This is a genomic window from Streptomyces sp. NPDC090021 (genome assembly GCF_044748225.1).
GTDB lineage: Bacteria > Actinomycetota > Actinomycetes > Streptomycetales > Streptomycetaceae > Streptomyces.
Map to the genome: position 1 here is coordinate 1 of NZ_JBIVFO010000071.1, position 22,560 is coordinate 22,560.

Annotated in this window: 20 protein-coding genes; 13 read left to right on the forward strand and 7 right to left on the reverse strand. The window is 72.8% G+C overall.

Features of this window, described 5'->3' with window-relative positions; genetic code table 11:
• Nucleotides 1-90: 90 nt before the first annotated feature.
• Together disA and radA are read right to left on the reverse strand one after the other, a co-directional pair.
• Nucleotides 91-1,215, reverse strand: a complete 1,125-nt coding sequence (gene disA / locus ACIPXC_RS33860; protein ID WP_401626012.1) for a DNA integrity scanning diadenylate cyclase DisA — start codon at nt 1,213-1,215, stop codon at nt 91-93.
• Nucleotides 1,216-1,582: 367 nt separating this feature from the next.
• On the reverse strand, nt 1,583-3,010 hold the full coding sequence (radA, locus tag ACIPXC_RS33865; protein ID WP_401626015.1) for a DNA repair protein RadA: 1,428 nt from the start codon (nt 3,008-3,010) through the stop codon (nt 1,583-1,585).
• A gap of 209 nt (nt 3,011-3,219) precedes the next feature.
• Here radA and ACIPXC_RS33870 point away from each other — a divergent pair, with 209 nt between their 5' ends.
• Nucleotides 3,220-4,992 carry a hypothetical protein gene (locus ACIPXC_RS33870; protein ID WP_401626017.1) on the forward strand — a complete coding sequence of 591 codons (1,773 nt, stop codon included), beginning with the start codon at nt 3,220-3,222 and terminating at the stop codon, nt 4,990-4,992.
• Between the two features lie 164 nt (nt 4,993-5,156).
• Here the strand turns inward: ACIPXC_RS33870 and ACIPXC_RS33875 are convergent, their stop codons facing one another.
• Nucleotides 5,157-5,936: a hypothetical protein gene (locus ACIPXC_RS33875; RefSeq protein ID WP_401626064.1), complete on the reverse strand. Its 780-nt coding sequence runs from the start codon at nt 5,934-5,936 to the stop codon at nt 5,157-5,159.
• Nucleotides 5,937-6,092: 156 nt separating this feature from the next.
• Here ACIPXC_RS33875 and ACIPXC_RS33880 point away from each other — a divergent pair, with 156 nt between their 5' ends.
• Nucleotides 6,093-7,040 carry a Ppx/GppA family phosphatase gene (locus ACIPXC_RS33880; protein WP_401626020.1) on the forward strand — a complete coding sequence of 316 codons (948 nt, stop codon included), beginning with the start codon at nt 6,093-6,095 and terminating at the stop codon, nt 7,038-7,040.
• A 935-nt stretch (nt 7,041-7,975) separates the two neighbouring features.
• On the opposite strand, the gene ACIPXC_RS33885 is transcribed toward ACIPXC_RS33880, so the two are convergent.
• Nucleotides 7,976-8,209 (reverse strand): hypothetical protein, encoded by a 234-nt coding sequence (locus tag ACIPXC_RS33885; RefSeq protein ID WP_401626023.1) that lies wholly within the window; start codon nt 8,207-8,209, stop codon nt 7,976-7,978.
• A complete protein-coding gene (locus tag ACIPXC_RS33890) occupies nt 8,199-8,354 on the reverse strand; it encodes a hypothetical protein (protein WP_401626025.1) in 156 nt (51 codons plus the stop codon). The genes ACIPXC_RS33885 and ACIPXC_RS33890 overlap by 11 nt, the downstream gene beginning before the upstream one ends.
• A 219-nt stretch (nt 8,355-8,573) precedes the next feature.
• On the opposite strand from ACIPXC_RS33890, the gene ACIPXC_RS33895 reads away from it, so the two are divergent.
• The 6 genes from ACIPXC_RS33895 (at nt 8,574) to ilvD (ending at nt 14,838) form a co-directional block, all read left to right on the forward strand.
• Nucleotides 8,574-9,569 (forward strand): XRE family transcriptional regulator, encoded by a 996-nt coding sequence (locus ACIPXC_RS33895; RefSeq protein ID WP_401626028.1) that lies wholly within the window; start codon nt 8,574-8,576, stop codon nt 9,567-9,569.
• A 16-nt stretch (nt 9,570-9,585) separates the two neighbouring features.
• Nucleotides 9,586-10,167, forward strand: coding sequence for an HD family hydrolase (locus tag ACIPXC_RS33900; RefSeq protein WP_401626030.1), 582 nt, complete (start codon nt 9,586-9,588; stop codon nt 10,165-10,167).
• 92 nt (nt 10,168-10,259) lie between these two features.
• The gene (locus ACIPXC_RS33905) at nt 10,260-11,306 is read left to right on the forward strand and encodes a hypothetical protein (protein ID WP_401626033.1); all 1,047 of its coding nucleotides are present in this window, start codon (nt 10,260-10,262) and stop codon (nt 11,304-11,306) included.
• Between the two features lie 115 nt (nt 11,307-11,421).
• Nucleotides 11,422-12,249: a sugar phosphate isomerase/epimerase family protein gene (locus ACIPXC_RS33910; protein ID WP_401626036.1), complete on the forward strand. Its 828-nt coding sequence runs from the start codon at nt 11,422-11,424 to the stop codon at nt 12,247-12,249.
• Complete coding sequence (locus ACIPXC_RS33915) at nt 12,246-12,866, forward strand: TetR family transcriptional regulator (protein WP_401626039.1); 621 nt, start codon at nt 12,246-12,248, stop codon at nt 12,864-12,866. The genes ACIPXC_RS33910 and ACIPXC_RS33915 overlap by 4 nt, the downstream gene beginning before the upstream one ends.
• A 121-nt stretch (nt 12,867-12,987) precedes the next feature.
• Nucleotides 12,988-14,838, forward strand: coding sequence for a dihydroxy-acid dehydratase (ilvD, locus tag ACIPXC_RS33920; RefSeq protein ID WP_401626042.1), 1,851 nt, complete (start codon nt 12,988-12,990; stop codon nt 14,836-14,838).
• Between the two features lie 218 nt (nt 14,839-15,056).
• Here the strand turns inward: ilvD and ACIPXC_RS33925 are convergent, their stop codons facing one another.
• Nucleotides 15,057-17,204 carry a serine/threonine-protein kinase gene (locus tag ACIPXC_RS33925; protein ID WP_401626045.1) on the reverse strand — a complete coding sequence of 716 codons (2,148 nt, stop codon included), beginning with the start codon at nt 17,202-17,204 and terminating at the stop codon, nt 15,057-15,059.
• A gap of 107 nt (nt 17,205-17,311) precedes the next feature.
• Here ACIPXC_RS33925 and ACIPXC_RS33930 point away from each other — a divergent pair, with 107 nt between their 5' ends.
• The 5 genes from ACIPXC_RS33930 (at nt 17,312) to proC (ending at nt 20,809) form a co-directional block, all read left to right on the forward strand.
• Nucleotides 17,312-17,614: an SH3 domain-containing protein gene (locus ACIPXC_RS33930; protein WP_401626048.1), complete on the forward strand. Its 303-nt coding sequence runs from the start codon at nt 17,312-17,314 to the stop codon at nt 17,612-17,614.
• A gap of 59 nt (nt 17,615-17,673) precedes the next feature.
• Nucleotides 17,674-18,249 (forward strand): hypothetical protein, encoded by a 576-nt coding sequence (locus ACIPXC_RS33935; RefSeq protein ID WP_401626050.1) that lies wholly within the window; start codon nt 17,674-17,676, stop codon nt 18,247-18,249.
• An 89-nt stretch (nt 18,250-18,338) separates the two neighbouring features.
• Nucleotides 18,339-19,136 (forward strand): ABC transporter ATP-binding protein, encoded by a 798-nt coding sequence (locus ACIPXC_RS33940; RefSeq protein WP_401626052.1) that lies wholly within the window; start codon nt 18,339-18,341, stop codon nt 19,134-19,136.
• Nucleotides 19,133-19,870: an ABC transporter permease gene (locus ACIPXC_RS33945; protein WP_401626055.1), complete on the forward strand. Its 738-nt coding sequence runs from the start codon at nt 19,133-19,135 to the stop codon at nt 19,868-19,870. Before ACIPXC_RS33940 ends, ACIPXC_RS33945 begins: the two co-directional genes overlap by 4 nt.
• A 129-nt stretch (nt 19,871-19,999) precedes the next feature.
• Nucleotides 20,000-20,809, forward strand: coding sequence for a pyrroline-5-carboxylate reductase (gene proC, locus ACIPXC_RS33950; RefSeq protein WP_401626058.1), 810 nt, complete (start codon nt 20,000-20,002; stop codon nt 20,807-20,809).
• Nucleotides 20,810-20,859: 50 nt separating this feature from the next.
• Here the strand turns inward: proC and trpS are convergent, their stop codons facing one another.
• Nucleotides 20,860-21,858 carry a tryptophan--tRNA ligase gene (trpS, locus tag ACIPXC_RS33955; protein WP_401626061.1) on the reverse strand — a complete coding sequence of 333 codons (999 nt, stop codon included), beginning with the start codon at nt 21,856-21,858 and terminating at the stop codon, nt 20,860-20,862.
• Nucleotides 21,859-22,560 lie beyond the last annotated feature (702 nt).

The following is a 22,560-nucleotide window of genomic DNA, read 5'->3' on the forward strand; positions in this document are numbered from 1 at the left end:
AGTAGCTCCGCTACGAGGATATTCGTCCCGCACGCCGAGGGCACGCACCGAACGCCGCTCCTTGCTCCACGGGGCAACTCAATACAGGCCCTAGACGTACCGCTCCAGGATCGACGACTCCGCCAGCCGGGACAGGCCCTCGCGGACACTGCGCGCACGGGCCTCGCCCACGCCGTCCACCGTCTGCAGGTCGTCGACGCTCGCGGCGAGCAGCTTCTGCAGACCGCCGAAGTGCTCCACCAGCCGCTCGATGATCGCGCCCGGCAGCCTCGGTACCTTCGCCAGCAGCCGGTAGCCGCGCGGCGACACCGCCGAGTCCAGCGTCTCGGGCGAGCCCGTGTACCCCAGGGCCCGCGCCACGATGGGCAGTTCCAGCAGCTCCGGGTGGGTCAGCGCGTCCAGCTCCGCCAGCGCCTCGTCCACCGTGCGGGAACGCTTCGCCGTCGGCTCGGGCACGTAGTCCCGGATGACGAGCTCCCGCTCCTGCTCGATCCCCACCGTCAGCTCGTCCAGCTGGAGGGACAGCAGTCGCCCGTCCGTGCCCAGTTCGACCACGTACTCGGCGATCTCGGTCGCGATCCGGCGGACCATTTCCAGCCGCTGCGCGACCGCCGTCACGTCGCGCACCGTGACCAGGTCCTCGATCTCCAGCGCGGACAGCGTGCCCGCGACCTCGTCGAGGCGCAGCTTGTACCGCTCCAGCGTGGCCAGGGCCTGGTTCGCCCGCGACAGGATCGCCCCGGACTCCTCCAGGACCCGCCGCTCCCCGTCCACGTACAGCGCGATCAGCCGCATCGACTGCGACACCGACACCACCGGGAAGCCGCACTGCTTCGACACGCGGTCGGCCGTGCGGTGGCGGGTGCCCGTCTCCTCCGTGGGGATCGACGCGTCCGGCACGAGCTGTACGCCGGCCCGCAGGATCTTGGTGAGGTCCTTGTCGAGGATGAGTGCGCCGTCGAGCTTGCACAGCTCGCGCAGCCGGGTCGCGGTGAACTCCACGTCCAGGACGAAGCCGCCCGTGCACATCGCCTCGACGGCCTTGTCCATGCCGAGGACGATCAGGCCGCCGGTGTTGCCGCGGACGATCCGCTCAAGACCGTCGCGCAGTGGCTGACCGGGCGCGACCGCGCTCAGCGAGGCGCGCATGAGCGCGTCGTGCTTGGAGCCCGCGCCGGACTTCCCGGGTGCTGATGCCCCGTCCTTGGCTGCCACTGCACTCCTCCGGTCGCGGGTTGCGCCGCCCAGCGCGGGGGCACGAGGACGTGCGTACGGCCGGGCGGACCAGCACAAAGTCTACCGGCGCCCGCTGCGGCCCCGCCGTGGCTTGGCGGGCTACGCCCCGGCGGGGGCCCCTGCGGACCTCCTGACCAGGGCGGCGACCGGTCGGTCGGCCGGTTCGATCATGTGGTCCGCCCGGTTCGATCATGCGGGGTGCGGGGTGCGGGGTGCGGGGTGCGGGGTGCGGGGTGCGGGGTGCGAGGGCGCGGGGCCGCGAGGCCGGGGGACCGCGGGGCTGGGGGACCGGGGGACCGGGGGACCGGGCCCGACTGTCCCGGCCCGACGGGCCGCGGCGCCGGAGCTACTCCGCCGCCGCGGCCCGCTCCTTGGCCTCGCGGGCCGGCGTACGGGAACGGCCGCGCGGCAGCACCCGCAAGGCGTCGCCCACGTCGGCGACCTCCGTGACCTTCATGCCGGGCGGCACCTTGCCCGGATCCGCCGGCACCAGCGCGTGCGTGAAGCCCAGCCGGTGCGCCTCCGCCAGCCGCCGCTGCACGCCCGTCACCCGCCGCACCTCTCCGGCGAGGCCGACCTCCCCGATGGCCACCAGGTTCTTCGGGAGCGGGACGTCACTGGCGGCGGACGCCAGCGCGAGCGCGATCGCCAGGTCCGCGGCCGGCTCGGTCAGCTTCACCCCGCCCACGGTGGCGCTGTAGATGTCGCGCTTGCCGAGCGCCGTGATCCGGCCGCGCTGCTCCAGTACCGCCAGCATCATCGAGACGCGCGAGGTCTCCAGGCCCGAGGTGGTCCGCCGGGGGGAGGGGATCTGCGAGTCCACGGTCAGCGCCTGCACCTCGGCGACCAGAGGCCGCTTCCCTTCCAGGGTCACGGTCAGGCAGGTCCCCGGAACGGCCTCGGCGCGCCGGGTCAGGAACAGCCCGCTCGGGTCGGCGAGCCCGGTGATCCCCTCGTCGTGCAGTTCGAAGCAGCCGACCTCGTCGGTGGCGCCGTACCTGTTCTTCACGCCGCGCACGAGCCGCAGCCGCGCGTGCCGGTCGCCCTCGAAGCTCAGCACCACGTCGACGAGGTGCTCCAGCAGGCGGGGGCCGGCGATGGCCCCGTCCTTGGTGACGTGGCCGACGAGGAGGGTGGCCATGCCCCGCTCCTTGGACGCCCGGATCAGCGCGCCCGCCACCTCGCGCACCTGGGCCATGCCGCCGGGCGCGCCGTCGATCTCGGGGGAGGCGATGGTCTGTACGGAGTCCAGGACGAGGAGGGACGGCTTCACGGCGTCGAGATGCCCGAGCACCGCCGACAGGTCGGTCTCGGCGGCGAGGTACAGGTGGTCGCTCAGCGCCTTGATGCGGTCGGCCCGCAGCCGCACCTGGCTCGCCGACTCCTCACCCGTGACGTACAGGGTGCGGTGGGTGCCGCTGGAGGCCTTCGCCGCGACGTCCAGCAGCAGCGTCGACTTGCCCACGCCGGGCTCACCGGCCAGCAGTACGACGGCGCCGGGCACCAGCCCGCCGCCCAGGACCCGGTCCAGCTCGTCCACACCGGTGCTGCGCGCCGTCGCCGTCCGCCCGTCGACCTGGGCGATCGGCAGCGCGGCAGTCGACACCCGGCCGGCCGCGGTGGTCCGTACGGCGGGCGCCCCCATCTCCTCGACGGTCCCCCAGGCCTGGCACTCGGGACACCGGCCGAGCCACTTGGCCGTGGTCCAGCCGCACTCGGTGCAGCGGTAGGACGGTCGGTCCTTGGCGGATGAACGAGCAGTGCGGGCAGCCATGCCGTTCACGGTAGCCGCCGGCACCGACAGCGCGGGCCGCGGTACCCCGCGGGGCGGGCGGCTCGGGGCAGGCGGCTCGGGGCGCGGGCGGCTCCGAGCCCCGGCCGTGTCAGGGCCGTCGTCAGTGCACCGCCGATCTGTTCACCCATAAGGGCTAAAACCGGGGAAGGCTTCCAGGGCGCCCCCGGCGCGCCGCCTACGGTCGCCAGGTGAATAGCAGCCACCAGGCAGAACCCTCGCCGCGCACCGGCGCACACCGGGCGCACGGGCGCACGCCTCGCCAAGAGGAGCCGCGCCCCTTCCGGCACGAGCCGTACCTCGACGGCCTGTTCACGTACTGCCTGTCGGTCCTGTGCGACCACGACACCGCGACCGACGTGCTCGGAGACGTCCTCGCCGTGGCCGAGCGGCATCCCGGACGCTGCCCCGACGAGGGCGACCGGCGCGCCTGGCTCTACGCGCTCGCCCGCTGGGGCTGCCTGCACCGGCTGGCGGATCAGCGGCGCGTCCGGCAGGGAGCGCATTCCGCCCGGCGCGCGCCGGAGCACGCGGGGCGCGATCGTGCGCCGGGCGGCGCGACGGACAACGGCCCGGCCCAGGACGCCCATCGACAGCTTGACGTCAGTGCCTACCGCCGTACCGAACTGGCCCGGCTCGCCTGGCCGGAGGCCGCGGGCACCACACCCGCGCAGCGCGAGGCGCTCGAACTCGCCGTCCGCCACCGCCTCGCCCTCCCCGAACTCGCCGCGGTCCTCGGCACGCCCCCCGCCGCCGCCCGGGAGCTGCTGACCGGCGCCGCCTGCGAGGTGGAGCGCACCCGCGCCGCCCTCGCCGTCGTCGAGACCGGCAGCTGCCCCAGCGTCTCCCAGCTCACCGGCGGGGATGCGGACGGCAGCGGCGGCAGCGGCGACGTGCTGCTGTCCAGCACCCTGCGCGCCGAACTCGTCCGGCACGTCGACGACTGCCCCCGGTGCCGGCGCGTCGCCGAACGCGTCGGCGCCGCCGCACCCTGGCCCGGCTCCGGCGGCGTCGACAACGCCGCACTGCCGCTCGTACCCGCCCCCCGCACCGCCGTCCATGCCGCGATGCTCCGCTCCGGCCGGGGCCGCGGCCGCGGCCCCGGCCCGCGCTTCGACCGCACCGGCTTCCCGATGGACCCCAAGGACCGCGCGGCCCGCCGCGACCGGCTGCGGGCCCGGGCGGTCACCACCACGGTCGTGGCCACCGTCGTCGCGGCCCCGGTCCTGGCGCTGTGGGCCTCGTACCGCGCCGAGCAGGGCACCGGCGAGCCCGCCGGCAACGGCTCCACCCGTATCTCCGCCAGCGAGACCGAACTCCCGGCCGCCCGGATCGACGGCCGCCCGCTGACCGCCTACGAGAACACGGGGAACGCCACCGCCACCGGCGGCCCCGGCTTCGCCGAGAGCGGCGACTCCTCCGACGTCTCCGTCGAAGTGATCAGCAGTGGCCCGCCCGCACCCCCCGACCGGGCCGGCGCCCCGGGCCGGCTGTCCGTGGCCGCCTCCTCCCGGGGCGCCCTCACCCTGCTCACCCTCACCGCCTCGGGCGGCGCCCCCGTGGACTGGCGACTCTGGTCGGACGCGCCCTGGCTGCGCGCGAGCCGCACCGCGGGCACCCTCGCCCCCGGAGAATCGGTCACGCTGCACATCGCCGTCGACCCCGAGTCGCAGCCCGTCGGCGCCTGGACCGCCCGGGTCGGGGTCGACCCGACCGGCGCGGTGGTCTCCATCCGGGGCCGCGGGCGGCCCGCGTCGACGCCGACCCCGCAGCCCGAACCGACACAGCCCGCGAGCCCGTCGGCGTCACCGGACCAGACCCAGGGGCCCACGCCGACACCGGCTCCGACGGAACCGACGACCCCGCCGCCGTCCCCGACACCCGCGCCGACCCCGACGGACGGCACGGGCGGCACGGTTTCCCCCACGCCGGACCCGGCCCCGTCGGGACCGTCGGGAGACTGACGGCCGGCGGGGCAGGACCACGCCCGTGGCCCGGCCCGAGGCTTCGCCGGTGACCCGGCCCACGGGCTGCGCCACCGGGCTGGGCCACCTGGCTGGGCCCACGGGCTGGGCCTATGGTGCCGGGTCCGCGGGCTGCGCCACCGGGCTGGGCCCACGGGCTGGGCCTACGGTGCCGGGTCTGCGGGGTGCGGAGCCATCGGCAGCAGCGAGGCCAGCCGGGCCTCGCACAGCCGCACGAGCGCCTCGTACCCCTCCTTGCCCATCAGCTCCGTCAGCTCGGCCCGGTACGACACGTACACCGGGTCCCCGGCGCCGTGCGCGGACGTCGCCGACGTGCACCACCAGTGCAGGTCGTGGCCACCGGGGCCCCAGCCCCGGCGGTCGTACTCCCCGATCGACACCTGCAGCACCCGGGTGTCGTCGGGCCGGTCGATCCAGTCGTACGTCCGGCGGATCGGCAGCTGCCAGCAGACGTCCGGCTTGGTCTCCAGCGGCTCCCGGCCCTCCCTCAGCGCGAGGATGTGCAGCGAGCAGCCGGCCCCGGCGGGGAACCCGGGCCGGTTCAGGAAGATGCACGCGCCGTCCCAGCGACGGGTCTGCTTCTCGCCGTCGTCGTCGTTCTGCGTCCAACCGCTCTCGCTGCCGACATCGTGGAACTGCCACAGCTCGGGCGTCAGCCGGGCCACGTGCTGCGCGACGCGCTTCTCGTCGTCCTCGTCGGAGAAGTGTGCGCCGAGCGTGCAGCAGCCGTCCGAGGCCCGGCCCGCCTGGATGCCCTGGCAGCCGCTGCCGAAGATGCAGGTCCAGCGCGAGGTCAGCCACGTGAGGTCGCAGCGGAAGACCTGCTCGTCGTCGGCCGGGTCGGGGAACTCCACCCAGGCCCGGGGGAAGTCGAGCCCCTTCTCGTCGGCCACGGCCCTGCCCTTCGCGGGCTTGCCGGGCATGCCCTTCTTGGCGCGCCTGGTGCTCGCGCCCTGGTCGTCCTGGCCCGTGTCCTTCTCCGACCGGGTCTTGTTGGCCTTCTTCGTATTTGGCACAAACCCAAGCCTAAGCGCCCCTTACACAACCCCTGAGCGTTCCTCGCAGTAGCGTTTCCCCCTATGAGACTCGGTGTCCTTGATGTGGGTTCGAATACCGTCCATCTGCTGGTGGTGGACGCGCACCCCGGTGCGCGCCCGCAGCCGGCGCACTCACACAAGGTGGAAATAAGGCTGGCGGAGCTCCTCGACGACGCCGGCGCCGTCACCCCCGCGGGCGTCGAGCGGCTTCTCTCCGTCGTCAACGAGGCGGTACAGGCCGCGGAGGACAAGGGCTGCGAGGACGTCCTGCCCTTCGCCACGAGCGCCGTGCGCGAGGCCACCAACGCGGACGAGGTGCTGGCCCGCGTCAGGGCCGAGACGGGCGTCGACCTGCCGGTGCTGAGCGGGGAGGACGAGGCGCGGCTCACCTTCCTCGCCGCGCGCCGCTGGTTCGGCTGGTCCGCCGGGAAGCTGCTGGTCCTGGACATCGGCGGCGGCTCCCTGGAGATCGCGTACGGCATCGACGAGGACCCGGACGCCGCCGTCTCCCTCCCGCTGGGCGCGGGCCGCCTCACCTCGGGCTGGCTCCCGGGCGACCCGCCGGACGCCCTGGACATCCGGGCGCTGCGGCGGCACGTGCGGACGGAGATCGCGCGGACGGTCCGCGAGTTCAGCCGGTTCGGGGCCCCGGACCACGTGGTGGCGACGTCCAAGACCTTCAAGCAGCTGGCCCGCATCGCGGGCGCGGCCCGCTCGGCGGACGGCCTGTACGTGCAGCGGGACCTCAGCCGCAAGGCCCTGGAGGAGTGGGTCCCGCGCCTGGCCGCAATGACGACGGCCCAGCGCTCCACCCTCCCGGGGGTCTCGGAGGGCCGGGCGAACCAGCTGCTGGCGGGTGCGCTGGTCGCCGAGGCCGCGATGGACCTCTTCGGTGTCGAGGAGCTGGAGATCTGCCCGTGGGCCCTGCGCGAGGGCGTGATCCTGCGCCGCCTGGACCACCTCCCGACCTCCGGCGCCGGGCCGGCGTAGGGGGTCGGGGGCTTCGGGCGGGGGCTTCGGGCGGGGGCGGCACGCGTACGGGTGCACGCACACCCGGCGCCTTCACCCCCGCGGCCCCACCACCCCGGGCCGGTGGCCGCCCACCCACACCGCCCTGCGTCGGGGTGGTGGTGCGGGGGTGGGGGCGGGATCCGGCGAGGCGGTATCGGAGCTGTTCTGGGGTCTTCCCGTCCGTCCGATGGTTTTCCGGGTCGTGCCGGTCCCTCAAGGGCGCTCGTTCCTCGCGTCGCTGCGCGATGGCCTCCGGCCACCCTTGACCGCCCGTCCCGCCCCGGAACTACAAGGACAGCCGGAAAACCCCAAAGGAACGAGCCGGTCTCAGGCTCAGGGAAGCGGTGTCGGAGCTGCCCGGGCGGAGCTTGGAGCGCCCCAGATCGCTACGCACTCCTGCCTGACGGCGTCTGCGAGCCCCGTGGGCTGGGCATAGGCCGCCATCGATCGCTACGCGCTCCTCGATCACGCGTCCGCGGGCGGTCTGGGGCTGGTCATACGCCGCAGAAGCCCAGATGGCCTGCTCATGGACGGCGTCTGCGGGTGGTCCGGGGGAGGAAAGACGTCGGATGACGGCTGAGGCGATTCCAATCCATGTCTGGGTGGGCGGATGTCACGCGGGTTCGGGGCAGGGCCGTAGTCCGTTCCGTGGTTCTTGGTCAGTGCGGCCAGTAGGACAGGGTCGGAAGGGACCTCCGCCGTGTGCTGCCAAGTGGTGAGCATGTGGGTGATCGCTCCGCTGTCCGCTGCTCGCAGGGTGTCGATCAGTTCGACGGCGAAGGCGTGGACATCGGTTTCGGGAAGGAAGCGGACCCAGGGAAATGCCTCCGTGAGTCGCCTTGCCGTGGCGCCTCTGTCGTCGCTGGCGAGAGGAATGGCGCCGTCTCGCACGGGCTGCGATCTGTTTGCGCCGGTCACGCGTATCGGCTCGGGTGTGGTCCGGCCGCCTGGATGTTGTCCACCGCTGTGGAGAACTCGCGGCCGGAAGGGCCCCGGATGTAGGCCAGCTCGACCCAGTGGGGGCGGGCCGAGTTCGAGACGTCCTCGTTGATCACCGCCATCAGTTCCCCCTCGACGCCGCTCGCCACATCGCGCACCCGGTGCCGCAGCAGTGGGTGCGGCACGTACTCGTAGCGGTCAGTCATCATGGGGCTCCTCGGCCACGCCGATGAAGCGTTTCCACCCGGCGAGCGCGCGGTCCAGGAGCTCCTGGCTGGGCTCCGGGATCGCAGCGCCGTCCGCGATGTCGATTCCGAGCACGCCATGAGCGCCGCTGTGGATGATGTGGGCCACGTCCAGTCCCTTCGTCGTCAGCCGCGGGTGCTCTCCGCGGTCCCGCAGAACGAACCTACGGTCGCGCTGCGTGCGGTAGGACTGACTGTGGGTACGTGTTACTGCCGGGGTCGCGTCGCGCCGGGAGCGTGTGTAATGGCCGCAGGACCAATCACTGGGACGATCGCGGGATTTGTGCTGCGTACGGCTCGCGAATCGATCCCCCGGACGCAGTCGGCGATGGCAGAGGCTCTGGGAGTCGACCTCTGCACCGTGCAGGGGTGGGAATCGGGCCGAAGGCCACTCGCGAACATGCGGGCGGGAGATCTGCTCGGTCTGCGGCGTCGTCTGGCTGCCCTGGGTGCGGAAGCGCCGGTCGTGGGGATGCTGGATGCCGCGATGGATGCGGATCGGATCATCGGCGCCACGCTCAACCGCACCGACGGGCCGCATCCTCTGTCGGAGTGGGTGCACACCAGGGACACCGCGCACATGCTCGCCTGGGCCCTTACAGGGGCCCGCCCGCCATCACTCGCAAAGACTCCCCATCGGCGTCGGCGGGGGCCGGCGTCAGATTCTCCACTCCTTGCCCCGCGCGATCGGGCCGCTTTCTTCGGGGAGCTGCGGACCACGGCCGAGGCGGCACCCAGGACCGATCCTCAGGGCGTTCTGCTTCACCGGCAGGCCCTCTACCTGACCTCGTACGACATGAGTTCCGAAGCTGTGGCGTGGACCGCGCAGGCCCTCCATGCCCGGCGGGATGTGCTGGTGCGCCGCGGGTGGACACCGCAGTGGGCCGAGGCGAGGTCGACGGCGACTGCTCTCGCTCGCCTCGGCGACCCTGTCCCGCTGTTGGACTTCATCGAGCGCGCGATCGCGGGTGATGACGCGGGAGAGGCGGCGAACCTGAACTACTGGGCGTATTGGCTTGGTGGTACTCGTCTGCCCCAGTCCGACGATCTGTTCATGCGAGACCGGCAGTTGACCGGTTGGGACCCGGTCACGCTGTTGCGAGGACTGACCCACGGCCTGCACGAGGCGGCCGGCTACGTGGACTTGTACGTGCACACCCTGTGGGCACTACTGACCGCCCATCCGTGGCTGGCTCGGGCGTCGGGCGCGCTGGTGTGCGAGCTGGCTGGGCGGACAGAGAGTCTGTTGGACGGGGGTTGCATCTCGGAAAGATCCCGCCGTGAACTGAGCACTGTGAACTACGTTCTACGTGATCGAACCTGAAACCGGAGGTCACCGCATGGCAGACGAGACGGCGAGCGCGCAGGGCACGGCCGGGTTCCTCTTCGAGATGGGTGTGCTCAAGAATGCCAAGCGGACCGGTTGGTGGTTCACAGGGAACAACAACCCCGAGTCGATCGCGGAGCACTCGTTCCGCGTCGGCATCGTCGGCGCCGTTCTGGCCATGATGGAAGGCGTTGACCCCGCCAAGGTGGCACTGATGTGTCTGTTCCACGACACCCAAGAGACCCGGATCGGGGATATCCCGCACGTCGGCCGCCGCTACATCGACGCGGCGACGAACGAGACGGTCACCGCCGACCAGGTCGCTGCCGCGCACCCGGCGGTGAGGGCCGGGGTGCAGCGTGTGGTGGGCGAGTACGAGAGTGGCGACACCCCCGAGGCGATCGTGGCCAAGGACGCCGACAAGCTGGAATGCCTGGTGCAGGCGGTCGAATACCGTGCCCAGGGCTACAGCCTGGTGCAGGACTGGATCGATACCTCGCTGAGCAGCCTCAAGACGGCTTCGGCCCAAGCCCTCGCCGAGGCCGCGCTGACCATGTCCCCGCTGGAGTGGCGAAAGACGTACCTCGGCGAGTGATCCCCCACCGGACAGAAGGGCTGAAGCGGGGGAGGGATTCGGACAGTCTTGGCTTGATGACGTCGGGTGGACCTTGGGCCTAAGGTGTGCCGGTGATCTTCAGGTGGAAGCGGAAAGCCCCGGGCCTCGCCGCCGTCGTGTCCGAGCTGGAAGAGTCGGTTGCCGCTCGCGACGGCGACCGTACCGAGCGTGCCTTCGCCGCCATGATGGCCGGGGTGCAGTCGGCTTCGGAGGCCGAGCGCGTTCTGTCAGGGCCTCGGCTGGCGGCGCTGATCCCCGCATTTCCGGCCACCTGGCCCCGGCCGATGCTCGCGATGGCCGCCGGCTACTGCGTCGAGCGCGGGGCGGATCCGGTGGCCTGCGCCGAGCCGATCCTCGGCGGGGTCCACCGGGACCTGCTCGACGCCCTTGAGTTCGCCCGCCGCTGGTCCGCGACCGGGGAGGACGAACTGCCGGAGCCGGACGAGAAGATCATCGACGATGCTCTTCTGGCCCGCCTGGGCGGTGACTCGCGCGAAGCCCTGCAGTTGGTGCTGGCCTGGTGCGCGGCCGAGCAGTGGCAGCCGCCCGCGCTGGCCGTGCTGTGCCGCAGCGCCGAGGTGCGCCTCCGGGACACGGCCGCACTCCTGTCCGCCTGCCGCGACCTGGCCGCCCTGGAACGGCACGACCTCAAATGCCTGGCGTACGCGCTGGCAGTGCTGGACGACGAGCTCCTCGTGGTGCTGCACAGGCCCACCGGGACCGGGTACGAGATACGGATCGGCGGCATCGGGGACAACTTCCAGTTGCACACCCTGCTCGCCCACGTCCTCGTCGGCGGCGGCCACGTTCCCGGTACCAGGCCCTCGGCGGAGAGCGTCCGCCTGGCCACGGACCCCGAGCCCGCCCGGGGGCGTACCCAGGCCGTCGCGACCGGAGCCTTCGAACTCCTCGCCCCGGACGGCGAGCGGATCTGGAACGAAGGGCTGCCCGACGACATCCCCGTGGTGGAGGGCCGCCGCCTGCTCGTGCTCGACGAACCGGAGTACCAACGCAGTTGGAACGCCGACCGGTTCTTCCCGCACCTTGCGGGAACGGCCGAGCTGACTCGCGTCCTGACCGCGGACGAGACGCGGACCTGGCTGGCCCGGACGTCCTGATTCCGCGCGGGTACCCGGTCGTCGGCCGCCTGCCGAGGCTCTCCCGGCGGCAGGAACCGGGCCCGCGTGGCGGCCGTCACGTACCGGGCGGGCGTTGGCCCCGTACCCTGTCCCCGTGGCAGAACCCGTCCGCATCCCGACCGCGAAAGTCGCCCTGTCCACCGCCTCCGTCTACCCGGAGTCCACGGCGACCGCCTTCGAGATCGCCGCACGCCTCGGATACGACGGCGTCGAGGTCATGGTGTGGACGGATCCGGTCAGCCAGGACATCGACGCGCTGCGCCGTCTCTCGGACCACCACCAGGTGCCGATCCTCGCCGTCCACGCGCCCTGTCTGCTGATCACCCAGCGTGTGTGGTCCACCGATCCGTGGGTCAAGCTGCAGCGTGCCCGGTCGGCGGCCGAGCGGCTCGGCGCGTCCACCGTCGTCGTGCACCCGCCCTTCCGGTGGCAGCGCCAGTACGCGCGGGAGTTCGTCTCCGGCATCTGGCGGATGGCGGAGGAGACCGACGTCCGGTTCGCCGTGGAGAACATGTACCCGTGGCGGTACCGGGACCGCGAGATGCTCGCCTACGCCCCCGAGTGGGACGTGACGAAGGACGACTACCGGCACTTCACCGTCGACCTGTCGCACACCGCGACCGCCCGTACCGACGCGACCGCGATGATCGACCGGATGGGGGACCGGCTGGCCCACGTGCACCTCGCCGACGGCAACGGATCGGCGAAGGACGAGCACCTGGTCCCCGGCCGGGGTACGCAGCCCTGCGCCGAGCTGCTGGAACGCCTGGCCCGCAGCTCCTTCGACGGCCACGTCGTGATCGAGGTCAACACGCGGCGCGCGATGTCCTCCGCCGAGCGCGAGGCCGACCTCGCCGAGGCGCTGGCCTTCACGCGCCTGCACCTGGCCACTTCCGGGCGCGACGGGGCCCGGCAGCCGTGACCGGGGAGAGCAGCCCGCGCCGCCGGGGGCCGGGCCGGCCCCGCCAGGACGAGGCCGAGGAGGGGCCGAGCACTCAGGAACGCATCCGGCTCGCCGCCCGCGAGGTGTTCGCCGAGCGCGGCTACGACAAGACGTCCGTGCGCGGCGTCGCGAAGGTCGCCGGCGTGGACCCGGCGCTGGTGCACCACTACTTCGGCAGCAAGGACGACCTGTTCGCCGCGGCCATCGAGATGAGCATGGAGCCCGCCCTGGTGGTCCCGACGGTCGTCGGGGCCGGGCCGGAGGGCATCGGCGAGCGCCTCGCCCGCTATTTTCTCGGCGTCTGGGAGAACCCGGTCAGCCGGGCCCCGCTGCTCGCCGTGATCCGGTCCGCGCTCACGCACGAGGCCGCCGCCAAGGTGCTGCGCGGGCTGGTGCTGCGCCGGGTCCTGGAGCGGGTCGCCGCCGACCTGGACGTGCCCGATCCCACCTTCCGCGCCGAGCTGGCGGCCTCCCACATGGTCGGCATCGCGATCCTGCGCTACGTCCTGCAGGTCGAGCCCCTCGCCTCCGCCGACCCGGAGGACATCGTGGCGCTCGTGGCCCCTACGCTCCAGCGGTACCTGACCGAGGACTGAGCCGCCCGTCCCGGCATGCGGACATGCGGTCCGGATCCCGGGCGGTGGGCGTAGCCTCGTATCTGAGCCATATCCACAGTCGCGGCTGACCGTACAGCCGCACTCATGGGGAGTGAACCGCATGCCCGAGCTGAGGTCCCGCACCGTCACCCACGGCCGCAACATGGCGGGCGCCCGCGCCCTGATGCGCGCGTCGGGCGTAGCGAGCGAGGACATCGGCAAGCCGATCATCGCGGTCGCCAACTCCTTCACCGAGTTCGTGCCCGGTCACACGCACCTGGCGCCCGTCGGCCGGATCGTCTCCGACGCCATCCGCGCGGCCGGCGCCATCCCCCGCGAGTTCAACACGATCGCCGTCGACGACGGCATCGCCATGGGCCACGGCGGCATGCTGTACTCCCTGCCGTCCCGCGACCTGATCGCGGACAGCGTGGAGTACATGGTCGAGGCGCACTGCGCCGACGCCCTGATCTGCATCTCCAACTGCGACAAGATCACCCCCGGCATGCTGATGGCCGCCATGCGCCTCAACATCCCGGCCGTGTTCGTCTCGGGCGGCCCGATGGAGGCCGGTCAGGCCGTTCTCGTCGACGGCACCGTCCGCAAGCTGGACCTGATCGACGCCATGGTGGACGCCTCCAACGAGAACGTCTCCGACGAGGACGTGCTCCGCATCGAGGAGAACGCCTGTCCCACCTGCGGCTCGTGTTCCGGCATGTTCACCGCCAACTCGATGAACTGCCTCGCTGAGGCCATCGGCCTGGCCCTCCCGGGCAACGGCTCGGTCCTCGCCACGCACACCGCCCGCCGCGCCCTGTACGAGGACGCCGGCCGCACGGTCGTGGAGATCACCAAGCGGTACTACCAGGACGGCGACGAGTCCGTCCTGCCCCGCAACATCGCCACCCGCGAGGCCTTCGAGAACGCCATGGCCCTCGACATCGCCATGGGCGGCTCCACCAACACGATCCTGCACCTGCTGGCCGCCGCGCAGGAGGCGGGCCTGGACTACGACCTCAAGGACATCGACGCCGTCTCGCGCCGCGTCCCGTGCCTGGCCAAGGTCGCCCCGAACGTGGCGCCGGGCGGCACGTACTACATGGAGGACGTGCACCGTGCCGGCGGTATCCCCGCCATCCTCGGCGAGCTGCACCGCGGCGGGCTCCTCAACAAGGACGTGACGACCGTCCACTCGGCAGGCCTGGAGGACTGGCTGGCGAAGTGGGACGTCCGCTCCGGCACGGCCACCGACACGGCCATGGAGCTGTGGCACGCGGCCCCCGGCTGCGTCCGCTCCGCCACCGCCTTCTCCCAGTCCGAGCGCTGGGACACCCTCGACCTCGACGCCGAGGGCGGCTGCATCCGCTCCGTGCAGCACGCGTACTCCAAGGACGGCGGCCTCGCCGTCCTGCGCGGCAACATCGCCGTCGACGGCTGCGTCGTGAAGACGGCCGGCGTCGACGAGTCGATCTGGACCTTCGAGGGCCCGGCGGTCGTCTGCGAGTCGCAGGACGAGGCCGTCGACAAGATCCTGCGCAAGGAGGTCAAGGCCGGCGACGTCGTCGTCATCCGCTACGAGGGTCCGCGCGGCGGCCCCGGTATGCAGGAGATGCTCTACCCGACGTCCTTCCTCAAGGGCCGCGGCCTCGGCAAGGTCTGCGCGCTCGTGACCGACGGCCGTTTCTCCGGCGGCACCTCCGGCCTGTCCATCGGCCACGCCTCCCCGGAGGCGGCGTCCGGCGGAGACATCGCCGTCGTCGAGAACGGCGACCGGATCCGCATCGACATCCCGAACCGTTCCATCGAGATCCTCGTCGACGCGGCCACGCTCGCGGCCCGCCACGAGGCCCTCGGCGGCGTCTACGCGCCGAAGAACCGCGAGCGCAAGGTCTCCGCGGCCCTGCGCGCCTACGCCGCGATGGCCACCAGCGCCGACAAGGGCGCGGTCCGCGACGTCACCCGGCTGGGCTGACCGGCCCGCCGGCCCCGGCAGCGACACCCCCGCACCACCGGCGGTGCGGGGGCGCCCGCGTTGTGCGCCGGGCCGGGACCGGGCCGGGACCGGGCCCGGCCGGTTCCGTCACAGCGCCAGGGCTGTGCCGGGTCTGTACAGCGCCAGGGCTGTACCGGGTCCGTACCGGGCCGATACTCACCCGGCCGGCGCTCACCGGTCCGGGACCGGGCCCGCGGTCACCAGTGGGCGGGGTCGCCCGCGGCCACCGCGAACACCGATCCGTCGGGCGCGCCCGCGAACACCAGCCCGCCACCGGCCACCGGCTCCGGCAGCGTCGACGCGTAGGTGTCCTTGCCGTCGGCCATCCGCGGCCCGGTCTGGCCCGCGAGCCGGCCGTCGGCGGCGTCGACGGCCAGCAGCCGCCCGTCCGGCGCCGTCAGGTGGACCCGCCCGTCGGCGACCACCGGACGGGAGGCCACCGTCACGCCCGTCTCCAGCCGCCACCGCTCCTCGTCCGCTCCGACCGCGACCAGCGCGCCGGAGGTCCCGAACAGGTACATCACCCCGGCCCCGTCCACCGTCGCCTCCGCGTCGTACAGCGGCGCCGTGAGCTTCACCCGCTGTACGGTGCGCGCCTCCAGGTCGGCGCGCACGACGGCGGTGGCCCGGGAGGACGCGTCGAGGTCCATCAGGTGCAGGCGGCCGCCCGCCGCCCCGACCGGCCGCAGCCGCCCCGCCGTACGGAACTGCGGGCCGGTGCTCCCGTCCGCCGGATCGACCGCGGCCAGCTGGGTGGAGCCGCTGCCGTCGGGCGTCGCCACGTACAGTTCGGGCGCCGCGCCGCCCTCCGGCCCGCCGCCGCTCCACCACACGGAGCCGACCCCGCCGATCCGCTGGGTCCAGCGCGCCGTGCCGGCCGCCGCGTCCAGCGCGGTGACGGCGCCGTTCGTGCCGACCAGCAGCACCTGCCCGCCCGCGGGCACCACCTGCGAGCCGGCGGGGAGCCGGTGCTTCCAGCGCTCGGCCCCCGTCGCCGGGTCCAGGGCCCGGAGGGTCTCGCTGCCCGGCGCCACGACGAGGACGCGCCCGCCGGCGTGCAGGGGTGCGCCGACGGGCGTCGTCCCCTTCGCCGGGGCGGACGCGGGCGCCTCCACGGCCCATACGGTCGAGCCGTCCGCGGGATCGAGGCGGGCCGCGGCGAGGCCCGGTCCGGCGCAGTACAGGGCCTCCGCCCGCCAGGAGCAGGCCCCGATCCGGTTGCCCGTCCCGGGCTTGCCCAGGGCGACCGACCAGGGGGCGAAGGTCTTCGCCGGAGCCGGAGCCGGATCCGCCTTCGCGGCGATCCGGGCGGGCGACGACCCGCCGGTCGTCCCGTGGCCCAGGTACCCGCCGACGGCGCCGCCCACGAGCAGCAACCCGATTCCGGTCCCGACCGCGATCCGGGCCCGCCGCCGGCCAGGGGCCCGCGGTTCCGGCGCGACGGGGACCCGCTGCCTGCGGTGGGTGAGCAGCTCGGCCCCGTCGGGCTGCCGGGGCCGGGGGATGAAGGCCTGGGTGTCCTCGGCGGTCGGGTAGGCGACCGCCCGCATCTCGGCGATCAGCTCCTCGGCGGTGGGCCGCTCCTGCGGGTCCTTGGCCAGGCACCGTTCGACGAGCGGTACGAGCTGCCGGGGGAGCCCGGTCAGATCGGGCTCGCTGTGCACCACCTGGTACGCCACCAGGTAGTGGCTGTCGGAGTCGAAGGGCCCGCGGCCCGTGGCCGCGTGCACGAGCACCGCGCCGAGGGCGAAGACGTCCGCGGCCGTGCCGACTTCCCGGGGGCGCTGGAACTGCTCGGGCGCCATGAACGGCGGGGTGCCGATCAGCTTCCCCGTCTCGGTCCGCAGGTCGCTGTCGGCCGGGCGCGAGATGCCGAAGTCGATGACCCGCACGCCGTCGGGCGCCATCAGCACGTTGCTGGGCTTGAGGTCCCGGTGGACCACGCCCGCCCGGTGGATGTCGCGCAGCGCCTCCGCCAGGCCGGCGGCGAGCCGGGCCAGCTCGGTGCGGTCCAGCACCTGTTCCCGTACCCGTTCGGCGAGCGTCGGGGCGTCGATGAACAGGGTGGCCATCCAGGGCCGTTCGGCATCGGGGTCGGCGTCGACGACGGGCGCGGTGAACGCCCCGCTCACCCGGCGCGCGGCGGTGACCTCCTGCCGGAAGCGGGCCCGGAACTCCGGGTCGACCGCGTGCTCGGGATGCACGATCTTTACGGCGAGTTTCAGCCCCGAGCCGGACGTGGCGAGGTGGACGACGCCCATCCCTCCGGAGCCGAGCACCGATTCGAGCCGGTACTGCCCGGCGTACTCCGGAAAGCCCGCGTAGTCCGCGCGCAGCGAATGCACCGCTCACCACCCCCGCCGGAGCCTAGTCGATGACCCGTACGCATCTCCAAGGCCCTGCTACCCTGCGCGAGTTGCGCACGGCAACGCCCATGGGGGGAGATTTCCGTATGTCGGTCGAGAACGATTCGAGCCAAGTCCAGAGCGTGGCTTCGGGCTCCGGATACCCGTCCTTTCCGGTCGCGCCCGGTTACCGCCTGAACGTCCGCAGCGGTCCCGGCACCAACTACTCGGTGATCGACGTCCTGCCGCTCGGCGCGACCGTCACGCTGCGCTGCCAGACCCGGGGCACCACGGTCTCGGGCCCGTACGGGACGAGCGACATCTGGGACTGCATCGGGAACGGCCGGTTCGTCTCCGACGCGTACGTGAGGACGGGCAGCGACGGTTTCGTGGTCACGCGCTGCGGCTGACCCGTCTGACACGTGAGACACACCCGGCCCGACCGGCCCGGCGGGGGATAATCGCTGCTGTGAGCGACGACCAGCGAGACCAGACCCCCGCCGAGCCGGCCGGCGCGGCCGCCCCCGCCCGGGCCTCGGCCGCATCCGCGTCCGCGTCCGCCGCCGCGGTCCCCGCCGGCCCGCAGCCCGAGCCGATCCGGTACTTCGGCACCACCTGGGTGAACCACGAGAGCCACTACGGCCTGCGCCGCGCCGCCCTCGCCGTCGGGTCCCTGGTCACGGCCACCGCCGCCGCCCTGCTGCTCCGCTTCTCCTACGAGGGGCTGGAGATCGGCAACGTCGGCCCCTTCCTCAGCATCTCCGTCGTCGTCCTCTTCGCGATCTCCAGCGCCATCGCCTTCGTCAAGACCTGGGACTCCTACAACCGGCGCCCGGCCCCGTCCTCCGACGAGGCCGCCCTCAAGGGCCTCAAGACGATCGGTTTCATCGGCTCCCTCATCGCGTACTCCCTGCGCTGCCTGACCGAGGCCCCCGGCGAGAAGCTCCGCCGTGCCGAGTACGAGCGCGCCCTCGCCGACTACGAGCGCCGTCGCAGCACCCGTACCGGCAACCCGGCCGCCCGCCGCCCCAAGCGCAAGAAGTAGCGGGCCGGCCGGCTCCCGCGGCCCGCTCCGCAGGTCGGCTTCCCTCCCGGTGATTGACGCCGGGCACCGTCAGGAGCATTATTCATCACATGATGAATAAACAGCCCGAGGGAGACCAGGCCGCCGTGCACGCCCACGGCCTGACCGTCCGCCGCGGCACCGGCCGCACCCCGCGCACCGTCATCGCCGACATCGCCTTCGACGTCCCCCGCGGCCGCATCACCGGCCTCCTCGGCCCCTCCGGCTGCGGCAAAACCACCCTCCTGCGCGCCATCGTCGGCACCCAGGCCCACGTCACCGGCACCCTCGACGTCCTCGGCCGCCCCGCCGGCCACCCCGACCTCCGCTCCCGCATCGGCTACGTCACCCAGGCACCCTCCGTCTACGACGACCTCACCGTCCGCCAGAACCTCGACTACTTCGCCGCGATCCTCGACCCCGGCCGGGCCGCCGCCGACCGCCGCACCGCCGCCGTACACCGCGCCATCACCGACGTCGACCTCACCACCCGCGCCGACGCCCTCGCCGGCAACCTCTCCGGCGGCCAGCGCAGCCGCGTCTCCCTCGCCGTCGCCCTGCTCGGCACCCCCGAACTCCTGGTCCTCGACGAACCCACCGTCGGACTCGACCCCGTCCTGCGCCGCGACCTGTGGAACCTCTTCCACGACATCGCCGCCACCCGCGGCGCCACGATCCTCGTCTCCTCCCACGTCATGGACGAGGCCGAGCGCTGCCACGACCTGCTCCTCATGCGCGAGGGCCGCATCCTCGCCCAGGACACCCCCGACGCCCTGCGCACCCGCACCCACTCCGCCACCGTCGAAGAGGGCTTCCTCCGCCTCGTCGACGAGGCGAACGCCCTCCCCGCCCAGGAGCAGCCCCGATGAACGCCGCCCGCACCGCCGCCACCGCCGCCCGCGTCCTGCGCCAGCTCCGCCACGACCCGCGGTCCATCGCGCTGATGATCCTGGTGCCCGTCCTGATGCTCACCCTGCTGCGCTTCGTCTTCGACGGCAGCCCCCGCACCTTCGACAGCATCGGCGCGTCACTTCTCGGGATCTTCCCCCTCATCACGATGTTCCTGGTGACGTCCATCGCCACCCTGCGCGAACGCACCTCCGGAACCCTCGAACGGCTCCTCGCCATGCCGCTCGGCAAGGGCGACCTCATCGCCGGCTACGCCCTCGCCTTCGGCGCCGTCGCCGTCGTCCAGTCCCTCCTCGCCACCGGCCTCGCCCTCTGGGCCCTCGGCCTCGACGTTGTCGGCTCCCCCTGGCTCCTCCTGCTCGTCGCCCTCCTCGACGCCCTCCTCGGCACCGCCCTCGGCCTCTTCGTCTCCGCCTTCGCGGCCTCCGAGTTCCAGGCCGTCCAGTTCATGCCGGCGGTGATCTTCCCCCAGCTGCTCCTCTGCGGCCTCTTCGCGGCCCGCAGCACCATGCACCCCGTACTCGAAGGCATCTCCGACGTGCTGCCCATGTCCTACGCCGTGGACGGCATGACCCAGGTCCTCACCCACACCGACATGACCGCCGACTTCGTCCGCGACGTCGTGATCGTCGCCGCCTGCGCCGTCCTCGTACTCGCCCTCGGCGCGGCCACCCTCCGCCGCCGCACCCCCTGACTCCCGGCCCGACCCGACCGCACTGCGGACACCGCCGCCCCGCCCGCCGCCCGGGTGCAAGGATGAGGACACGTACGCGTACGCCTGCGCAGCCCAGGCGGAAGAACAGTTCGGCGAGGTGGATCGGGCATGACCCAGACAGTCGCAGTCCTCGGTACCGGCAAGATCGGCGAGGCCCTGCTCAGCGGAATGATCCGCGGCGGCTGGCCCGCCTCCAAGCTCCTCGTCACCGCGCGCCGCAGCGACCGCGCCGAGGAGCTCCGCACCCGCTACGGCGTCGAGGCCGTCTCCAACGCCGAGGCCGCCAAGCGCGCCGACACCCTGATCCTCACCGTCAAACCCCAGGACATGGCCAAGCTCCTCGAAGAGCTCGCCTCGCACGTGCCCGCCGACCGCCTCGTCATCAGCGGCGCCGCCGGCATCCCCACCTCCTTCTTCGAGGAGCGGCTCGCCCCCGGCACCCCTGTCGTGCGCGTCATGACGAACACCCCCGCCCTCGTCGACGAGGCCATGTCCGTCATCTCCGCCGGCAGCCACGCCACCGCCGAGCACCTCGCCCACACCGAGGAGATCTTCGGAGGCGTCGGCAAGACCCTGCGCGTCCCGGAGTCCCAGCAGGACGCGGCCACCGCCCTCTCCGGCTCCGGACCCGCCTACTTCTACTTCCTCGTCGAAGCCATGACCGACGCGGGCATCCTCCTCGGACTGCCCCGCGCCCAGGCCCACGACCTCATCGTCCAGGCCGCCATCGGCGCCGCCGTGATGCTCCGCGACAGCGGCGAACACCCGGTCAAGCTCCGCGAGGCCGTCACCTCCCCGGCCGGCACGACCATCAACGCCATCGTCGAGCTGGAGAAGCACGGCGTACGCGCGGCCCTGATCGCCGCCCTCGAAGCGGCCCGCGACCGCAGCCGCGAGCTCGCCTCCGGCAACAGCTGAACCACCGGTACGAGTACGGGCCCCCGCCCCGCGGGAGCCCGTACTCCCGGCTACGGCCTGAGCAGCCCGATCGCCTCGTACGCCCGGTCCACCACCGGCCGCGCCAGTTCCCCGGCCCGCTCCGCGCCCTCCCGCAGCGCCTTGTCCACCTGCGCCGGGTCGGCCGCCAGCTCCGCGTGCCGCTCCTGCAACGGCCGCAGCAGTTCCACCACCGCATCGGCGACGTCCCGCTTCAGCGCCCCGTACCCGCTGTACCCGTCGGCGAGCGCGACCGGATCGCCGCCGGTGCACGCCGCCAGGATGTCCAGCAGGTTCGCCACCCCGGGCCGCGCCTCCCGGTCGTGGACCACTGCGCCGTCCCCGCTGTCGGTCACGGCCCGCATCACCTTCCGGCGCACCACCTCGGGCTCGTCGAGCAGGTAGACGATCCCCGCCCCGTTCTCGTGGGACTTCCCCATCTTCGACGTCGGATCCTGCAGGTCCATGACCCGGGCGGCCACCGCCGGATGGGTGGCCCTCGGCACGGTGAAGGTATGGCCGTAGCGCTGGTTGAAGCGCACCGCCAGATCCCGGGTCAGCTCGACGTGCTGGCGCTGGTCCTCCCCGACCGGCACTTCCCCGGCCCCGTACGCCAGGATGTCGGCGGCCATCAGCACCGGATAGGTGAGCAGGGACAGCCGTACGCCGTCGCCTGCGGCCTGGGCCTTCGCCGCCTTCTCCCGGTACTGGATCATCCGCCGCAGCTCGCCGTCGGTCGCCGTGCACTCCAGCAGGTACGCGAGCCGCGTGTGCTCGTCGACGTGGCTCTGTACGAAGAGGGTGCAGCGCCGGGGCTCCAGCCCGGCGGCGATGAGCAGCGTCGCGGCCTGCCGGCTCAGCCTCCGTACGCGCGCGGGCTCGTGCTCGACGGTCAGCGCGTGCAGGTCGACGACGCAGAACAGCGCGTCGCCGGGCTCCTGGTCGGCCGCGACCCACTGCCGTACGGCCCCCAGGTAGTTGCCCAGGGTCATGTGACCGGTCGGCTTGATCCCGCTGAAGATCCTCGTCATGTCCTGCTCTCCCGGTGAGTGCGTGAGTGGTGTCGGGCCACCGCGTCGGGCGGCGGCCGGGCCACTCCCGGAAGGGGGAGAAAGCAGAACGGCCGCCGAGGCGGCGGCCGTGAGCGCATGCGTGCTCGCGTGGAAGGTCGGCCGCCGTCAGGCGGCCCACCAGCGAAGGCTGAGCGTGAGCGCATGCGTAGTCATGGGAGCCAGCGTAGACCGCCGGAGGTGAGGGCGGGGCGAGTTTTCGCCCGGACGGCGCGGCGGCGGTCAGCCGGTGGTTGACACGGATGTGCGCGGTCCGTAAGGTTCTTCGAGTTGTCCGACGTGAGCGCCGACCCCGGTCGGTCCCCGGACAACCATTCCGCACTACACACTCGAACGAACGACGCACTCTGTCGTCTTGTTTTCATGCGTATTTGCGAATGAGGAATCCGCGTCCGAGGGCGCCACCGCCGATTAGGTTCGGAGGTGAGGAATCCGCTACTGTCTCACTCGCCGCAAGGGCCCAACAGCCCGAGCAGCACAACCCGCTGACTGGGAGTCAGGCCCGAAAGGTTCTGATAGAGTCGGGACCGCCGGAAAGGGAAACGCGAAAGCGGAAACCTGGAAAGCGCCGAGGAAATCGGACACGAAAGAGTCTGATAGAGTCGGAAACGCAAGACAGCAGAACGAAAGCCCGGAGGAAAGCCGCAGCCGAGAGGCTGAGGT

What these genes read in the sequence shown, in the direction of transcription:
- ACIPXC_RS33900 (WP_401626030.1), top strand. Translation starts at nt 9,586, where the DNA reads ATGGCAGACGAGACGGCGAGCGCGCAGGGCACGGCCGGGTTCCTCTTC.
- radA (WP_401626015.1), bottom strand. Translation starts at nt 3,010, where the DNA reads ATGGCTGCCCGCACTGCTCGTTCATCCGCCAAGGACCGACCGTCCTAC.
- ACIPXC_RS33945 (WP_401626055.1), top strand. Translation starts at nt 19,133, where the DNA reads ATGAACGCCGCCCGCACCGCCGCCACCGCCGCCCGCGTCCTGCGCCAG.
- ACIPXC_RS33875 (WP_401626064.1), bottom strand. Translation starts at nt 5,936, where the DNA reads ATGCCCGGCAAGCCCGCGAAGGGCAGGGCCGTGGCCGACGAGAAGGGG.
- ilvD (WP_401626042.1), top strand. Translation starts at nt 12,988, where the DNA reads ATGCCCGAGCTGAGGTCCCGCACCGTCACCCACGGCCGCAACATGGCG.
- trpS (WP_401626061.1), bottom strand. Translation starts at nt 21,858, where the DNA reads ATGACGAGGATCTTCAGCGGGATCAAGCCGACCGGTCACATGACCCTG.
- proC (WP_401626058.1), top strand. Translation starts at nt 20,000, where the DNA reads ATGACCCAGACAGTCGCAGTCCTCGGTACCGGCAAGATCGGCGAGGCC.
- ACIPXC_RS33940 (WP_401626052.1), top strand. Translation starts at nt 18,339, where the DNA reads ATGATGAATAAACAGCCCGAGGGAGACCAGGCCGCCGTGCACGCCCAC.
- ACIPXC_RS33895 (WP_401626028.1), top strand. Translation starts at nt 8,574, where the DNA reads ATGGCAGAGGCTCTGGGAGTCGACCTCTGCACCGTGCAGGGGTGGGAA.
- ACIPXC_RS33880 (WP_401626020.1), top strand. Translation starts at nt 6,093, where the DNA reads ATGAGACTCGGTGTCCTTGATGTGGGTTCGAATACCGTCCATCTGCTG.
- ACIPXC_RS33930 (WP_401626048.1), top strand. Translation starts at nt 17,312, where the DNA reads ATGTCGGTCGAGAACGATTCGAGCCAAGTCCAGAGCGTGGCTTCGGGC.
- ACIPXC_RS33885 (WP_401626023.1), bottom strand. Translation starts at nt 8,209, where the DNA reads ATGATGACTGACCGCTACGAGTACGTGCCGCACCCACTGCTGCGGCAC.